18 protein-coding genes and 1 rRNA gene are annotated in these 17,044 nt (G+C 44.0%); all 19 read left to right on the plus strand.

Going from position 1 to position 17,044, the window contains the following annotated elements:
* Positions 1–69: 69 nt before the first annotated feature.
* The gene (gene yabP / locus H532_RS0109145) at positions 70–378 is read left to right on the plus strand and encodes a sporulation protein YabP (protein WP_027725237.1); all 309 of its coding nucleotides are present in this window, start codon (positions 70–72) and stop codon (positions 376–378) included.
* On the plus strand, positions 375–944 hold the full coding sequence (gene yabQ, locus H532_RS0109150) for a spore cortex biosynthesis protein YabQ (protein ID WP_027725238.1): 570 nt from the start codon (positions 375–377) through the stop codon (positions 942–944). The genes yabP and yabQ overlap by 4 nt, the downstream gene beginning before the upstream one ends.
* A 10-nt stretch (positions 945–954) precedes the next feature.
* Positions 955–1,332 carry an FtsB family cell division protein gene (locus tag H532_RS0109155; RefSeq protein ID WP_038111987.1) on the plus strand — a complete coding sequence of 126 codons (378 nt, stop codon included), beginning with the start codon at positions 955–957 and terminating at the stop codon, positions 1,330–1,332.
* 68 nt (positions 1,333–1,400) lie between these two features.
* Entirely contained in the window at positions 1,401–1,811 is a 411-nt protein-coding gene (locus tag H532_RS0109160; RefSeq protein ID WP_027725240.1) for a S1 domain-containing RNA-binding protein, read from the plus strand.
* A 552-nt stretch (positions 1,812–2,363) separates the two neighbouring features.
* Entirely contained in the window at positions 2,364–4,841 is a 2,478-nt protein-coding gene (gene spoIIE, locus H532_RS0109165) for a stage II sporulation protein E (RefSeq protein ID WP_027725241.1), read from the plus strand.
* A 33-nt stretch (positions 4,842–4,874) separates the two neighbouring features.
* Positions 4,875–5,630, plus strand: a complete 756-nt coding sequence (locus H532_RS0109170) for a vWA domain-containing protein (protein ID WP_081412407.1) — start codon at positions 4,875–4,877, stop codon at positions 5,628–5,630.
* Positions 5,596–6,540 (plus strand): protein kinase domain-containing protein, encoded by a 945-nt coding sequence (locus H532_RS0109175; protein ID WP_027725243.1) that lies wholly within the window; start codon positions 5,596–5,598, stop codon positions 6,538–6,540. The genes H532_RS0109170 and H532_RS0109175 overlap by 35 nt, the downstream gene beginning before the upstream one ends.
* Positions 6,541–6,552: 12 nt before the next feature.
* Positions 6,553–6,675 carry a hypothetical protein gene (locus H532_RS20960; protein ID WP_281169040.1) on the plus strand — a complete coding sequence of 41 codons (123 nt, stop codon included), beginning with the start codon at positions 6,553–6,555 and terminating at the stop codon, positions 6,673–6,675.
* Positions 6,633–8,078, plus strand: coding sequence for a tRNA lysidine(34) synthetase TilS (tilS, locus tag H532_RS18395; RefSeq protein ID WP_051263242.1), 1,446 nt, complete (start codon positions 6,633–6,635; stop codon positions 8,076–8,078). Before H532_RS20960 ends, tilS begins: the two co-directional genes overlap by 43 nt.
* Entirely contained in the window at positions 8,044–8,583 is a 540-nt protein-coding gene (gene hpt / locus H532_RS0109185; RefSeq protein ID WP_027725244.1) for a hypoxanthine phosphoribosyltransferase, read from the plus strand. Before tilS ends, hpt begins: the two co-directional genes overlap by 35 nt.
* Before the next feature lie 71 nt (positions 8,584–8,654).
* Positions 8,655–10,661 (plus strand): ATP-dependent zinc metalloprotease FtsH, encoded by a 2,007-nt coding sequence (ftsH, locus tag H532_RS0109190; RefSeq protein WP_027725245.1) that lies wholly within the window; start codon positions 8,655–8,657, stop codon positions 10,659–10,661.
* A gap of 131 nt (positions 10,662–10,792) precedes the next feature.
* On the plus strand, positions 10,793–11,560 hold the full coding sequence (locus H532_RS0109195) for a type III pantothenate kinase (protein ID WP_027725246.1): 768 nt from the start codon (positions 10,793–10,795) through the stop codon (positions 11,558–11,560).
* A 14-nt stretch (positions 11,561–11,574) separates the two neighbouring features.
* Complete coding sequence (hslO, locus tag H532_RS0109200) at positions 11,575–12,453, plus strand: Hsp33 family molecular chaperone HslO (RefSeq protein WP_027725247.1); 879 nt, start codon at positions 11,575–11,577, stop codon at positions 12,451–12,453.
* Between the two features lie 70 nt (positions 12,454–12,523).
* On the plus strand, positions 12,524–13,366 hold the full coding sequence (gene folP, locus H532_RS0109205; RefSeq protein ID WP_038111992.1) for a dihydropteroate synthase: 843 nt from the start codon (positions 12,524–12,526) through the stop codon (positions 13,364–13,366).
* Positions 13,356–13,727 carry a dihydroneopterin aldolase gene (gene folB / locus H532_RS0109210; protein WP_027725249.1) on the plus strand — a complete coding sequence of 124 codons (372 nt, stop codon included), beginning with the start codon at positions 13,356–13,358 and terminating at the stop codon, positions 13,725–13,727. The genes folP and folB overlap by 11 nt, the downstream gene beginning before the upstream one ends.
* Positions 13,720–14,244: a 2-amino-4-hydroxy-6-hydroxymethyldihydropteridine diphosphokinase gene (gene folK, locus H532_RS0109215; RefSeq protein ID WP_027725250.1), complete on the plus strand. Its 525-nt coding sequence runs from the start codon at positions 13,720–13,722 to the stop codon at positions 14,242–14,244. Before folB ends, folK begins: the two co-directional genes overlap by 8 nt.
* Positions 14,196–14,408 carry a helix-turn-helix domain-containing protein gene (locus tag H532_RS0109220; protein ID WP_027725251.1) on the plus strand — a complete coding sequence of 71 codons (213 nt, stop codon included), beginning with the start codon at positions 14,196–14,198 and terminating at the stop codon, positions 14,406–14,408. The genes folK and H532_RS0109220 overlap by 49 nt, the downstream gene beginning before the upstream one ends.
* A gap of 147 nt (positions 14,409–14,555) precedes the next feature.
* Complete coding sequence (gene lysS / locus H532_RS0109225) at positions 14,556–16,043, plus strand: lysine--tRNA ligase (RefSeq protein ID WP_027725252.1); 1,488 nt, start codon at positions 14,556–14,558, stop codon at positions 16,041–16,043.
* A gap of 796 nt (positions 16,044–16,839) precedes the next feature.
* Positions 16,840–17,044, plus strand: a 16S ribosomal RNA gene (locus tag H532_RS0109230); the annotation flags it as partial.

A 17,044-nucleotide genomic window follows, 5' to 3' on the forward strand; every position in this document is an offset into this window, starting at 1 on the left:
GAAAGGTTCGTCAGATAGTTCTAAACCGCTCATTTCCCTCATACGATAGGACAAGAGAGGGGGAAGAGCATGGACAGTTTTTATCCTTCCAATACTTATAATAAAGAACGGCAAATGCCGGCCCATGATATTGTCATGAAAAGCCGCAAGAAAATTGAAATTACCGGTGTGAAACATGTTGATAGTTTCGACCATGAAGAGTTTTTGTTAGAAACGGTCATGGGGTTCTTGGCGATTAAAGGCAGTCAGTTAAAAATGCAAACCTTAAATGTTGAACAGGGCGTCGTCGTCATCGAAGGGCGAATCTATGATATCAGTTACCTTGATGATCATGACGGCACCCAATCTAAAGGCTTCTTTAGCAAATTGTTTAAATGACGCTCTCGGAACAATTTGCCACGATGCTGGCCATGACTGCCATGGGAATTTGGATCGGAGCAAGCTTAAGTGCCTATCATCGGTTGATTGATCCTGGGAAAAAACATCGGTGGTTGCGACTTGTCACCGACGTCCTGTTTTGGGTCACGCAAGGTCTTTTTATATTTTTCATCCTTTTATATCTTAACGAAGGTGAAATCCGTTTTTATCTATTTCTTGCCTTGGCATTGGGGTTTTCGGCATATAAGGCACTCTTTGAAAAGCCGTTTAATTATTTGCTTGAGGTATTCATCCGGGTCATTCATGCCACCATCCGCATCATCAACCGAATTTTCACGCTTTTTTTTGTACAACCTACTTTAGTCCTATTGAAGGTTTTATATCGTTTCGGTAAGATGTTATTGAAACTCTCATTTTCGGTCTTACTTTTTGTGTTTTCCGCCATCGTTCTGCCATTTAAATGGCTTATTCATTGGCTTATTCCGAAAGCCTGGATTAATCGTGCGCTGAACTTGACGGAAAAAGGAAGAACCTTTTTGGGAAAATGGTTCAAAAAGCGTGAGTAGGTGGTATGCATTGAAGACAGGATCCCGATCAGTCACACCCATCCGGTCCGAATATGTCGCTTCTAGAGAAATCTATGAAAAAGTTCAGCGTAAAAGAAGAAAAGGTCTTATCCGCCGGCTTGCGGCTTTCTTTATTCTGTTTGGCTTTGCTGTTTCCTTCATGATTCATGCGCTTTTATCCCAATCAGCGAAACTCCATGAGATGGAAGCCCAAAAAGCCCACTTGCAAAAACAATTATCGAACGTCAAGCAAGAACAACGGCAATTGCAAAGGGATATCAAGCTTTTAAATGATGAAGACTACCTTGGGAAACTGGCCCGTAAAAACTTTTTTATGTCAAAAAATGGCGAAATTATTTTTACGACCCCGCAGACTGAAGAACGTTGACATGCTCTTTTCTGCTTCTGTATAATAAAATAAATTATATACTAATTTTTAGGAGGAGCAGTTTTTTTATGCCAATCGAAGCGGGCAGCAAGTTGCAAGGAAAGGTAACGGGCATCACCAATTTTGGGGCTTTTGTTGAGCTGCCGGGAGGAAAAACAGGTCTTGTCCACATTAGTGAAGTGGCCGACCATTACGTGAAGGATATTCACGATGTTTTATCTGTTGGTGCCGAGGTTACCGTTAAAGTCCTCCAGGTTGAGGATGATGGGAAAATTGGGCTTTCAATACGGAAGGCCGTCGATCATCCAAAGCCATCCAGATCAGGACGCGGTGGCGCAGGCGGTGGGAAACGCCAGAAAAAAGATGCCACCTTTGAAGACAAAATACTTCGATTTTTGAAAGACAGTGAGGATCGGTTGACAGCCTTGAAACGGCACACGGAATCCAAAAGAGGAGGACGCGGTGCGAGAAGAGGTTAATCCATGCTGCCTTATAATATATATTGTAACGTCATTCAGGCATCCTTCGTTTAAGGATGCCTTTTCTAATGCTTGTATGAAAGTGTAAAATTTTCCTGACTAATAAAACGGAAGCTCTGGCTCTGATACCTTTTAATAGGCTTGGTCAGAGTTTACTATAGTAGAGCCGAGTTTTCATTAGATGAGTCGACATTCGCAAAAAAAGTATAACAAGTTTAGATCTTAAATCGAAACAGAGCAGATTGTGCCACTCATATTCCCCGTCGCCAAAAAATAGGTCGAAACACCTCACTTATCTTCGCATTCCCCGATAATTCTCTTTCATCTTGCAAAATTTTTCCGCTGACCCCCTCTCAGATAAAAGGTGGGTCCGCTTGTCAGATGGTCTTGATTTAAGGCATGCCCCCATTATTTTCCCTTTTGCAAGCTTTGTTGTTCTCTTAAGAATGACGTCGAAGAGTTTTTTAGTGAAACCCCGCCCGTTTGACAATTTCTTTAGGTCTCATGTGGTTAAATAATGCATAAACTAATACATTACGGGTGGTGCGTAACATGCAACAATTTACTCAGACGATTCAGCCCTCCATTATCAATGAACGGAAAAACAAGGTTAGAAGGAGGAAGAAGCATCTTGCGGCCAAAGCCAAAAAGGTGACGTGGGGATTTGAAACATGGAGCGTTGCGATCGGCATCTTGCTTGGACGAGCTGTGATTTTGGCGGGCCTTTCCCCGTTCGGGATTCCTTATTTCGCCACAGTAGCCTTGATAAGGCCAAAGTGGAAAGTCGTTGCCTTTGCCAGCCTTATAGCAGGTGGAGCGACCGTCTCTTTAAAACATGCTTTCTATATGTTTTTTGCCATCTCCGTCTATTCGCTTATTCGAGCCATCGCTGTTAAGCTCATCAAAAAGGATGAGGCGGTGGTTATGCCTTATGTGGTTTTGTGTTCGGGGATATTAAGCCGGATCGGCTATGACGCACTGATAGGGGAGGCAGTCGTATTAACGAAATTATTTTTAGCATTGATTGAGGGCGGTTTGGCATTTTTGTTAACGCTTATTTTCCTTCAAAGCCTTCCTTTATTAGCCTCCGGGGTCAGGAAAAGAACTTTAAAAAATGAGGAAATCGTTTGCATCATCATTTTACTCGCTTCCGTTTTGACAGGCACCATCGGTTGGTCGATGTATCACGTATCGGTGGAACATGTATTATCAAGATATTTTGTCATCGTTTTCGCTTATGTTGGAGGTGCGGCGATCGGCTCTACGGTCGGTGTCGTCATCGGCTTAATACTCGGACTAGCCCACATTGACAGCCTTTATCAAATGAGCCTCTTGGCGTTTTCCGGTTTACTTAGCGGTTTGTTAAAAGAAGGCAAGAAGTTCGGCGTCGCCTTAGGATTAATTGTTGGAACATTATTGATCGGTTTATATGGCCAAGGGTATGGGGCGGTGTTTAACACATTGGAGGAATCGCTGTTAGCCATAATGCTTTTTTTCCTGACACCGAAAAAGCCTTTTAATAAAATCGAGTCTTTTATACCCGGCACACAGGAATATCATCGCCAGGAGCAACAATATGTTAAAAAAATACGCGATGTGACAGCAAAACGCGTGGAACAGTTTTCAAGTCTTTTCCAAACGTTATCCTCCACTTTTGCCCGTCCGTTTGCCGGTGACGAGGAGGACCATGCCGAGAAGGAAATGGACTTATTTTTAAGCAAAGTGACGGAAAATACTTGCCAGCGCTGTTTCTTAAAGGAGAGTTGCTGGGTAAGAAATTTTGACAAAACCTATGCTCTAATGACGGAAATCATGCATGAGACGGGTGACAAACCGGTGATTCAATCCCCGTCATTGAATCGCGAATGGAAAAATCATTGCGTCAAAGCGGACAAGGTCGTAAAAGCCATTCATGAGTTGCGCCACAATTATTTTGAAGAACTAAGGCTGAGAAGAAAGATGCGTGAAAGTCATAAACTCGTTGCCGATCAACTTCTGGGTGTTTCGCGGGTTATGGGTGATTTTGCGAAAGAAATACAGCGGGAAAAGGAAAACCATCAACAGCAGGAAGAACAAATTTTATATAAATTACAAGAGATTGGTTTAGATGTTGAAAACGTTGATATTTACAATCTGACAGAGGGATCTGTTGATATCGATATGACGATCCCGGCGGATTATCACAGTGAATGTGAAAAAATCATCGCCCCTATTCTATCGGACATTTTAGGTGAGACGATTGTCGTCCAAAAGCATGTTGATCCGGTCGTTCCGAATGGATATGGACAAGTCACATTCGGGTCAGCGAAAGCGTATGTCGTGACAACCGGTGTTGCTTATACAGCTCAAGGCGGCGGATGGGTCTCCGGTGATAATTACGATATGTTCGAGTTAGGCAGCGGGAAATATGCCATTGCCATTAGTGACGGTATGGGAAACGGGGAAAGAGCGTATCACGAAAGCAAAGAAACACTGAAATTGTTGTCCAAGGTTTTAAAATCGGGCATCGATGAAACGATTGCGATCAAGTCGATTAATTCCATTCTTGCCCTAAGGTCGACCGAGGAAATTTTCTCAACCCTCGATTTGGCCATGATTGACTTACAAAATGCGAAGGCGCGCTTTTTAAAGATTGGTTCCAATCCGAGTTATATAAAGAGAGGGGATAAAATTATCCGAGTTGAGGCAAGTAATTTGCCGATGGGGATTATCCAAGACTTCGATGTGGACGTAGTCAGCGAGCAGTTAAAGGCGAATGATCTTTTAGTGATGATGAGCGATGGGATCTTTGATGCGCCGAAGAATGTCGGAAATCCGGATGCGTGGTTAAAGAGAAAAATCTTGGAGATGGAAACGGATGACCCACAGGAGTTTGCGGATCTTTTGCTTGAAGAAGTCATTCGCACGGCTGGAGGTGTCATCAGCGACGATATGACGGTAGTCGTTTCAAAAATCTGCCATCATACACCAAAATGGGCCTCTATTCCAACCTATACACGGAGGGAAAAGTTATTCAGAAAAGCCCAATAATTTTTAGTATAAATGCCTCTCTTGTTGTCGATGATGGTAAGAGAGGTGAGGAAGATGAGTAAAGGGACGATCCGACAAATTTTACTAATCACCGATGGCTGTTCGAATCAAGGGGAAGACCCTGTTGCAATGGCAGCTTTGGCCAAAGAGCAAGGCATCGTCGTGAATGTCATTGGCGTGGTCGGCAATGAAGAATCGGCTACTCGAGGCATTCAAGAAGTTGAAGACATTGCCATGGCCGGTGGGGGCATCAGTCAAGTCGTAAAGGCGAAGCAGCTTTCGCAAACCGTGCAAATGGTCACACGTAAAGCGATGACACAAACGATTAAAGGTGTGATCAATCAGGAGTTGCGGCAAATTTTAGGCGATAAGGAGACGATTGAGGATTTACCGCCTGAAAAACGTGGCGAAGTAATGGAAGTGGTCGACGAATTAGGTGAAACAGTGGATTTGGAAGTGTGCATTCTCGTGGATACAAGTGCGAGCATGGCGTCCAAATTGCCGACGGTTCAAGAAGCGTTATTGGACTTATCCGTCAGCCTAACTTCTCGCATAGGCGGAAATCAATTTTGCCTTTATACATTTCCCGGGAAAAGACGACCGATTGAAAAAGTGCTGACGTGGACTCCAAAAATCCAATCTATTCACAGCGCGTTTTCAAAACTGGGTTCGGGCGGTGTCACACCGACGGGGCCGGCGATCCGGGAAGCGATTGGCAGCTTTCTGAATTTGCCAAGGAGGCGGATGATTGAGCATGCCGACACATATATCGAAGAATCGGGATTTTAATATTTCACCAGGTGTGATCATTACAGGAAAATGGCACAAAAAACAGTATCAAATCATTAAACCGTTGGGCTTCGGCGCACAAGGCAGTGTGTTTTTGGCACATTCAGAATACGGACGGGTCGCGTTAAAGTTTTCATGGGACAATGCCAATATTACTTCAGAAGTGAACGTTTTAAAGAAATTTGCAAAGGTCCAGGGAAGCGCCCTTGGGCCTTCTTTATATGATGTGGATGATTGGGTCACGCATCGAGGAACGTATTCGTTTTATGCCATGGAGTTTATTGTTGGCACACCGTTTCTGGAATGCCTGCGCGTTCGCGGGTTTGAATGGGCGTCCGTTTTTATGTTGCAACTTTTAAAGGATTTGGAACGACTTCACCGTGAAGGATTTGTCTTCGGTGATTTGAAACCAGAAAATTTGATTGTCACAGGGCCGCCGCTAAAAATTCGTTGGCTCGATGTTGGCGGAATTACTGAGATGGGGCGTTCCGTTAAGGAATACACTGAGTTTTATGACCGCGGGTATTGGGGAATGGGGTCGAGAAAAGCTGATCCCGCATATGATTTGTTCGCAGCAGCGATGTTGATGCTGCATGCCGCCGATTTTCGCCGATTTGAAAAGGGAAACAATCCGGAAAAACAATTAATGACGAAGGTAAACGATCATCCGTTGCTCAAACCATTTGCCCCAGTCCTAACAAAAGCGTTAAAAGGCCAATATAAAGATGCGCGCACCATGCGTGATGAATGGTTAGCGATAACACGTGAAACCATAATAGATGTTGATCGTAATACTAATAGGAGTACCAGAACCCGTATGAGAAAGAAGAAGGAATGGAAAGGAACTTTCATTTTGGCATTAGCGATCTTTTTTGCTTACTTCATCTACGTCACGTTTTTTGTGATGTAGACGGGAGGTGTTATGTTTGACACCCGGGGGACGTTTTTCTATTCTACTACTAATGAGGTCGTTCGGAAATTGAAAGAAAAGGTGAAGCCGACATGGATGACCGGGTGGATCAATTTATTAAACGTCATCGGCTGATTCCGCAAGGGGCTGTGATCGTCGTCGGGGTTTCAGGTGGACCGGATTCTATGGCGCTTTTACATTATTTGTATAAGCGAAAGGCACTCTGGAAGCTGGAAATCATCGCTTGTACCATTGACCATCAACTTAGAGGTGATGACTCCAAGGAGGATGCGGCGTATGTTGCCCGCTATTGCCGGAAACGAGGCATTCCTTGTGAAATGCGGTCCGTCGATGTACCAGGTTTTCGTAAAAAAAATAAGTTGGGCATCGAAGAAGCGGCGCGAATTTTGCGGTACCGCGTATTTGAAGATGTGATGATAAAACACGAGGCGAATCTTTTGGCCCTTGCCCATCATGGTGATGATCAAATAGAAACAATGCTTATGCGGCAAGTTCGCGGAAGTTTTGGGCTTTCTAAAGCTGGCATACCCGTACGGCGTCCGTTTGCCGGAGGCGAGCTGATCCGTCCATTTCTTACTGTTTCCAAAGAAGAAATTGAAAATTATTGTCAGACCCACGGCATCGAGGTCCGACGGGATCCGACGAATGCGTCAGAGGCACATACAAGGAATCGCTTTCGCCATCATGTGCTCCCTTTCTTAAAAAAGGAAAACCCGAAAGTCCATCTCCGTTTTCAACAGGACAGTGAATTGATGACCGATGATTATACTTTTTTAGATGATTTGGCACGAGAGGCTTTGCCGAAAATTGTTGAAGAAAAAACGACAAATGCCTTCTGCCTATCCATTAACCGCTTGAAGGCGGCCCCTGTTCCTTTACAACGAAGAATGATTCATCTAATATTAAACTATCTTAATAATAATGATCACCAACCGGCACCCTTTGAATTTGTACATATTGAATCTATATTGCGATGGCTGGACGGAAAAAGTGCTTCGGGGAGATTGGATTTACCTCACCGCATTGTGGTTGAACGGTCTTATGATCAATGTTGGTTGAAAAAGGGAATGAGAGAAGCGACATCTGCTTATGAGGTGCCTCTAACCATTCCTGGACTTACGACATTTCCGTCAGGACAAATCCAAGCCGACGTCCGCCATACATATTCCGGGGTGGTTCGCGGACCACAATATTTTATTTGCGATTATGATAAAGCCATTTTTCCGTTAATGGTTCGAAGTCGAAAACCGGGCGACCGTTTTCATCCAGCAGGACTTGTTGGAACAAAAAAGTTAAAAAAGTTATTTATTGATCAGAAAATTCCCCGGGAATTAAGGGACGCATGGCCTGTTGTCATTGATGGGAACGGAGATATTCTTTGGGTACCTCTGTTAGCACACGGGGCATGCAGCATCCGACCGGAGACATCGCGTTTTTTATGCTTGGCCTTTGAGCCAACAGACAACTTCAGGAGGATTTGTAATGAAGGAAGATTTACAGGAGATACTGATTACTGAAGAGGAAATTCAAGCCAAGGTAAAGGAATTAGGGGAAAAACTTTCGGTGGAATACGAAGGGCGATTCCCATTAGTTGTCGGTGTTTTAAAAGGCGCCTTGCCCTTTTTGGCCGACTTAATTAAACGCATCACCGTCCATGTGGAAATTGATTTTATGGACGTCTCGAGTTATGGTAATTCCACCGTTTCCTCTGGTGAAGTGAAAATCATTAAGGATTTAAACACCTCTGTTGAAAACCGTGACATTTTAATTGTGGAAGACATTATTGATAGTGGATTAACGTTAAGTTATCTTGTCGATCTGTTCAGGTATCGCCGCGCTAAGTCCATCAAAATTGTAACATTACTGGATAAGCCAAGCGGCAGAAAAGTGGACCTTGTTCCCGACATGGCCGGGTTTACTGTTCCAGATGCCTTTCTGGTCGGTTACGGGTTAGACTATGCTGAAAAATACCGCAATCTCCCGTGCATCGGCATTTTGAAACCCGAAATTTACAAGAGGTAATTTCTTGTGACGGGGAAATGGGGTATGGTACTATTAACTATGGTTCCCTTGAATGCGGGAGGAGGTAAGGGATGAGTCGAATTTTTCGCAACACCATCATCTATTTACTCATTTTTCTTGTGATTATAGGTATTGTCAGCTTCTTTAATAATTCGAATAAAGAAGTCCGCCCACTGACATACAGTCAATTTCAAACCTATTTAAATGAAAACCAAATCAGGAATTTAACGTTACAGCCGGAAGGCGGCATGTATGTTGGCCGCGGCCAGCTGAAATCATATGACGCAAACACAACATTTAAAACATATATTCCAGATAATGAAAAGGCCATTGACCAAATAAATGCCAAAGTTGATGCGACCCAAATCACTTACAAGGCAGCCGAACAAACAAACGGATGGGTGAGCTTTTTTGTTCAAGTCATTCCGTTTGTGATTATTTTCATTTTGTTTTTTATTTTAATTAATCAAGCGCAAGGCGGCGGCAGCCGGGTCATGAACTTTGGTAAAAGTAAAGCTCGTCTTTATTCAGAGGATAAAAAGAAAGTCAAGTTTAAGGACGTAGCCGGTGCCGATGAAGAAAAACAAGAGCTTATTGAAATCGTTGAGTTTTTGAAAGACCCAAGGAAATTTGCAGCACTTGGAGCTCGCATCCCTAAAGGGGTTCTCCTCGTTGGCCCTCCGGGTACTGGTAAAACGTTACTGGCCCGAGCGGTTGCGGGGGAAGCAGATGTTGCCTTTTTTTCGATCAGCGGTTCCGATTTTGTCGAAATGTTTGTTGGGGTCGGTGCTTCTAGGGTACGTGACCTGTTTGAAAACGCAAAGAAAAATGCCCCGTGTATTATTTTTATTGATGAAATCGACGCCGTCGGCCGTCAGCGTGGTGCCGGGCTTGGCGGCGGCCATGATGAACGCGAACAAACTTTAAACCAGTTGCTCGTTGAAATGGACGGTTTCGGTGCCAATGAAAACATTATTATTATTGCGGCCACAAACCGCCCAGACATTTTGGACCCTGCGCTTTTGCGTCCAGGCCGTTTTGACCGGCAAATTCCGGTTAACCGTCCGGACGTCACCGGACGTGAAGCTGTACTGAAGGTTCATGCACGCAATAAACCGCTTGCTCAGGATGTTGATCTTGCTACCGTTGCCCGATTGACACCGGGATTTTCGGGAGCTGACTTAGAGAACTTGCTCAATGAAGCGGCATTGGTTGCGGCTCGTCAAAACAAAAAAGTCATTGATATGGAAGACATCGATGAAGCGATCGAGCGCGTCATCGCCGGTCCAGCGAAGAAAAGCCGTGTCATATCTGAAAAAGAACGCAAAATTGTCGCTTATCACGAATCCGGTCACACCATTATCGGTTTAACATTGACGAGTGCGGAAACAATCCATAAAGTCACCGTCGTACCTCGCGGGCAGGCAGGCGGCTATGCCGTTCAGCTCCCTAAAGAGGACCGCTATTTCTTAACCAAACCGGAATTGGAAGAAAAAATTATCGGTCTTCTTGGCGGGCGCGTTGCCGAAGAAATCGTGTTTGGTGAAGTCAGCACCGGCGCATCGAATGACTTTGAACGGGCGACCAACTTGGCAAGGCGAATGGTAACGGAATTCGGTATGAGTGAAAAACTTGGTCCGATGCAATTCGGTCAAAGTCACGGGCAAGTCTTCCTCGGCCGCGACATTCAAAATGAACCGAATTACAGCGATGCCATTGCTTATGAAATTGACACCGAAATTCAACGCATTATCAAAGAATGCTACGAACGGTGTAAACAAATTCTGACCGAAAAACGGGATCAATTGGAGCTTGTTGCCCAAACCTTATTAAAAGTTGAAACGCTTGAAGCAGATCAAATTAAAGCGTTAATTGAAACTGGTGAACTGATTGAACCGAAATCTGTCCGCAGAAAGAAAGAAAAAGAAGGTCAGGTTAAAATAAATATTAAATCCGAAAAATCTGCCGAAAATAAAACATCGGAGGCAAAGGATGACGATCATTCCGTAAAAACGGATAATGTAAATACGGATGTAAAAAATCGTCCGACTGATCCGCCTTCGCCCGCGGATCAGTAACAGTCAAGACCCCCTTTTTGGGGGTTTTGTTTTTATACTTGTAAGAAAGGATATCAGTCCTTGCTTTTTGGTCGAAGATTTATGTTAAGATAAAAGCACTTGAGTAAAATGCGTGAGGTCGGTGGATGTCGATGATTTTTGTATGCGATGTAGGGAATACCAATATTGTCTGGGGCGTTTTTGATGGAGAAGCCCTTAAATATCATTGGAGAGTGGCAACGAATCGAGAACGTACAGAAGATGAGATGGCGATGCTGGTAAAGAGCCTTCTTACCCAAGCAGACCTCGATTTTACGGATTTTGAAGGGATTATCATATCATCCGTCGTCCCATCAATTATGGTTACTTTAGAAAGAATGTGCGTGAAATATTTTCATTTAAAACCACTCATCGTCGGTCCGGGCGTCAAAACGGGATTGAATCTTAAGGTGGATAACGCTAAAGAAATCGGTGCCGACCGAATCGTCAACGCCGTTGCGGGCATCCACTTTTATCAAGCGCCATTAATTATTGTGGATTTCGGAACGGCAACCACCTTTTGTTATATAGATGAAAAAGGCAGCTATCTTGGTGGAGCGATTGCACCTGGACTTACCATTTCCACTGAAGCGTTGTTTGAACAAGCATCGAAACTCCCGCGCATTGAAATTTCACGCCCCGAACATGTTGTGGGGCGCAACACCGTCAGTGCGATGCAATCAGGGATTGTTTTCGGTTATGTTGGGCTTGTTGAGGGCATCGTAAAGAGGATGCATAAGGAGCGCGGCCCCGCGACGGTTATTGCCACCGGGGATTTAGCCTCTCTAATCGCAAAAGAAACGACGGCATTTGACCACGTCGATCCATTTTTAACGCTGAAAGGTCTTTATCTCATATACAAACGGAATATCACCGATTAAGGAGTGAAATGGCGTTGACCGATTATCTCATTAAAGCTTTGGCCATGGATGGCCATGTAAGAGCGATGGCTGTTCGAACAACGGAGATGGTCTCCGAAGTGCAAAAACGCCATGATGTTTGGCCCACTGCTTCTGCTGCTCTTGGAAGAACCATGACTGCAGCCACCATGCTTGCCTGTCAATTAAAAGGCGATGATAAGTTAACTGTAACCGTTGAAGGGGGCGGTCCCATCGGTGCGATCATCGTCGATGCTAATGCAAAAGGTGAAACGAGAGGTTATGTGACAAACCCTCATGTTCATTTTGAATTAAATGCTAAAGGTAAATTGGATGTTTCCCGAGCCGTTGGGACCACGGGGCAATTAAGTGTTGTGAAAGATCTTGGCCTTAAAGATAATTTTGTCGGGCGCGTGCCCATTGTCTCCGGCGAAATCGGTGATGATTTTACGTATTATCTCGCCCGTTCGGAACAAATTCCATCGGCGGTTGGCGTGGGTGTTTTAGTCAACCCGGATTATTCGATAAAGGCTTCCGGGGGATTTTTATTGCAACTTTTACCGGGAGCGCCAAGTGAACTCATTGACATGCTTGAGAAACGGCTAAAGGAAATCCCGATGGTTTCTCAGATGATTGATCGCGGCGATACGCCGGAAGATATGCTGGTAGAAATTTTCGGGGAAAATGTGAAAATCATTGATCGCATGCCCGTTCAATTTAAATGCGCATGTTCCCGTGAACGCATTGAAAACAGCTTGGTTGGTCTTGGGAAAGAGGAATTAAAGGCCATGATCGAAGAGGATCATGGAGCGGAAGTAACCTGTCATTTTTGCAATGAAATTTATCGTTTTACTGAAGAGGATTTAAAAGCGATTTATGACAACATGGATGACTAAAGGCCAAAACCTTTTTTCATCCAGATTTGTTATACTATAAATACAATGTTCAAACCGGGAGAGAGCTAAAATGTTGACCGCATTGAAAAGGCATCATGACGAAATCGCGTTTAACGGCAAGAAACTTAGTTTTAAAAACCATACAGTAGTGATGGGCATTTTAAATGTGACGCCGGATTCCTTTTCGGATGGCGGCCGATTTGACCGCGTTGATTTAGCCGTTCAACATGCCCTTGAAATGGAAAGGGACGGTGCCGAAATCATTGATATCGGAGGAGAGTCGACCCGGCCGGGGCATGTACCTGTTCCTCTTGAAGAAGAGTTAAGGCGCGTTCTTCCCGTGATCAAAGCGATACGGGAGGTTAGCGATATCCCCATCTCCATTGATACGTATAAGGCGGAGACGGCGCGCCAAGCATTGCTTGCTGGTGCCGATATTATCAATGATGTTTGGGGGGCGAAAGCCGATCCCGATATGGCTTCCGTTGCTGCTAAATTTCAAGCGCCAATCATTCTAATGCATAATCGCCATAATATGAATTACGGCGATATTCTTGAGGATATGAAGAGCGATTTACTTGAAAGCATTGAGCGGGTGAAGCAAGCCGGAGTGAAGGATGAGCACATCATCATTGATCCGGGAATTGGGTTTGCCAAAGATTATGAAGACAATTTAACCGTTATGAGACGTCTCGAGGAATTACATAGCTTGGGCTATCCGATTTTGCTTGCGACATCGCGTAAACGTTTTATCGGACAAGCACTCGATGCAACGGTGGAAGAGCGCATGGAGGGAACTGGGGCAACGGTTTGCCTGGGAATTGCCAAAGGATGTCAGATGGTGCGGGTGCATGACGTCAAACCGATTGTAAAAATGGTGCGAATGATGGATGCGATGGTTTATGGCGGATAAAATCTATATCAATAAGATGGCTTTTTATGGCTACCATGGGGTTTTTCCTGAGGAAAATCGTCTGGGCCAGCGCTTTTTCGTCGATGTCGTTTTAGAATGCGATTTACGCGAAGCCGGCCAAACGGATGATCTAAAAAAAACCATCAACTATGCCGAGATTTATGAGGCTGTTAAAGGTATTGTTGAGGGAAAACCGTATAAGTTAGTGGAAAGCGTAGCGGAAAAAATTGCCGAGACGCTATTAGTCACGTTTCCGTTGCTCGTAAGATGTCATGTGAAAGTGACTAAACCCGACCCGCCAATTAACGGTTATTATGATTCGGTGGCTGTTGAGATTACAAGAGGGCGTCAAGATGTTTAAAGCGTTCATCGGACTCGGTTCAAACATCGGGAATCGAGAACAATTTCTTGAACAAGCGATTCGGCTACTTCATAAACAGCCTCAAATAGCGGTCACCCGGTTGTCTTCGATTTATGAAACGGAGCCATATGGTCCCGTCAAACAAGAGCCGTTTTTAAATATGGTGGCTGAAATCCAGACGTCATTGCCACCGCATGACTTACTGCAGGTCACACAAGACATCGAACGTCGTTTGAAACGAGAGCGTTTAATTAGATGGGGACCGAGAACCATCGACCTTGACATTTTAACCTATGCGGATAAAATGATTGAGACGGATTCCCTTGTCATTCCGCATCCTGAAATCACAAAGAGGCTGTTTGTATTAGTGCCTCTCTGTGACTTGGAACCGGATTTGGTGCTCGCTTGCGACACCTTAACCGTCAAAGAAAGACTAAAAGGCTTCGGAAGGATTAAAGGAGTGCAGTTATGGAAAAAGAACAATGGGGTAGGAGAATTCGGGCTTTTCGAAAGTTAAAGGGCTATACCCAAGCAGAATTAGCTAAATCCATCGGTGTATCGCTTTCCGTTTTAGGTGAAATTGAGCGGGGAAATCGTATGCCAAGCGAAGAGATTATTAAAAGCGTTGCCGATACATTAAATGTTACGGTTGATGAATTAGAAGATCTGATTAAGGAATGAATGGCTCCTATTTGCATTGGACTATATATGTGACAAGCATTAATGATAGGAAAACGAATGGCCATTAAAACCGATGCCGACTAGCGGTTTTTTCATGAAATTGGTATAGTCTTTGTTAAGACCGATTGAACTGAAGGAGATGTAGGCATGAGTCAAGACCACGAAATGAACGACCTAATGTTATCCAGAAGGGAAAAATTAAAAAACCTTTTGGATAAAGGCATCAACCCATTTGGCGGGAAATTTAACAGAACCCATACATCCAAAGAAATAAAAGACCAATACGGCCAACTGACGAAAGAGGAGCTCGCCGAAAAAAATTACCCAGTGACGATTGCTGGCCGTGTGATGACAAAACGCGGCAAAGGGAAAGCGGGCTTTGCCCATATTCAAGATATAGATGGACAAATTCAAATTTATGTTCGCAAAGATACGGTTGGCGATGAGCAATATGAACTCTTTGACACGATTGATATCGGAGACATCGTCGGAGTTGAAGGGGTTGTTTTTAGAACGAACACGGGTGAACTGTCCGTAAAAGCCAATGACTTTAAAATTTTAACGAAATCCTTGCGGCCACTTCCAGACAAATTCCACGGGTTAAAAGATATCGAGCAACGCTATCGTCAGCGTTACGTCGATCTCATTATGAATCAGGAAGTTCAGGAAACATTTAAACTTCGCAGCAAAATTCTTCACTATATGCGGGAATATCTTGATCAATTAGGATTTCTGGAAGTGGAAACACCAACGATGCATAACATTCCGGGGGGAGCGGCTGCCCGCCCATTTATAACTCACCACAATGCCTTAGATATTGACTTATACATGAGGATTGCCATTGAACTTCATCTAAAAAGATTGATTGTCGGCGGATTAGAGAAAGTGTATGAAATAGGCCGCGTTTACAGAAATGAAGGAGTGTCCACACGACATAATCCGGAATTTACGATGTTGGAGCTTTATGAAGCCTATGCCGATTTCCACGATATCATGAACTTAACGGAAAATCTTATTGCCTATATTTGCGAAAAAGTTCATGGGACGACGACGATTCCATACGGGGAATATGAAATTGATCTAAAACCGAAATGGCGTCGCGCCCACATGGTTGATTTAATCAAAGAAGCCACCGGTGTAGATTTTTGGGCTGAGATGAGCGATGAGGAAGCAAGGCTGTTGGCTAAGGAACACGGGGTCTCAATTGAAGAGCATATGACATTCGGACATGTGGTCAATGAATTCTTCGAACAAAAAGTTGAAGAGTCTTTGATCCAACCGACGTTTGTCTATGGCCATCCTGTAGCCATTTCGCCGCTGGCTAAGAAAAATGAGGACGACCCCCGTTTTACGGACCGTTTTGAATTATTTATTGTCGGCCGTGAACACGCGAATGCTTTTAGTGAACTTAATGATCCAATTGATCAAAGACAGCGTTTTGAAGCTCAAGTCCGCGAGCGTGCACAAGGCAATGATGAAGCACACCGCATGGACGAGGATTTCCTTGAAGCGCTCGAATACGGCATGGCACCTACAGGTGGATTGGGAATCGGTGTAGACCGTTTAGTCATGTTGTTAACCAATTCTCCGTCCATCCGCGATGTCTTGCTCTTCCCACAAATGCGATCACGTTAACCGAAAAAGGAAAATATGGATGTAGAAAGAACCGCCTATGGATTTTGAGCGTTTGAAGGGGCGGTTTTTTCCATTCATTTCGAAACATGAAAACCAAACTTTTTCACGCACACACAAGGTAAATCTATTTAGGAACAAAGGATGCTGTCTAGCAAATTAAGATCCGCTCTTTATGGGGAAAAGGGGAATAAAATTTTATGTTGACAGATATATAAAGACGCGTTATTATAATAAGCGTCGCTTTAAATAAAGCGAACGGAACAAGCTAATTTGCAACTAATAAAAATATTGACTTGTGATAATGAACATGTTATTGTATAGAAGTTGCTCAACAATCTTCTAACCTTAAAATGCCAAGAACAAATTGTTGACAACGAAACAAAAACATGTTAAAATATTAAAGTCGCGAACGAGATAACCTTTTTATCGCGGCGCAAGTCATAGCGATCTCAAGATGATTCGTTCCTTGCTTAAAACATCTTTCGATGTTTTGTGCAAATCGAAGCAGATTCGAGATGTATTGCTCAATACACTTGGTATAATGTGTGTATCTCGCAATTCGACGTTAATTCAATGAAGTAACGCTCATCGCTCTTTGCTCAAAACATCTATAAAAAGGATGTTTCTCGCAAGTCGTAGCGATCTCAAGATGTATTGCTCCTTGAAAACTGAACAAAAGCCAAGTGCAAACTGTAAAAAGGGCAACCTTTTTACAAGACGCCAAGGATTTAAACAAACGTAAGATCTTTAAGCTGAATGTTCAGCTTCATGATATCCGGTGTCCCGAGACACCGCTTTTACGGAGAGTTTGATCCTGGCTCAGGACGAACGCTGGCGGCGTGCCTAATACATGCAAGTCGAGCGCGTGAAATTCGTGGATCTCTTCGGAGTGATGCGGATGGATCGAGCGGCGGACGGGTGAGTAACACGTGGGCAACCTGCCCGTAAGACTGGGATAACTTCGGGAAACCGAAGCTAATACCGGATAGGCTTTCGCACCG

Source organism: Tuberibacillus calidus DSM 17572 (genome assembly GCF_000430685.1).
In the GTDB taxonomy this organism is placed as follows: Bacteria; Bacillota; Bacilli; order Bacillales; family Sporolactobacillaceae; genus Tuberibacillus; species Tuberibacillus calidus.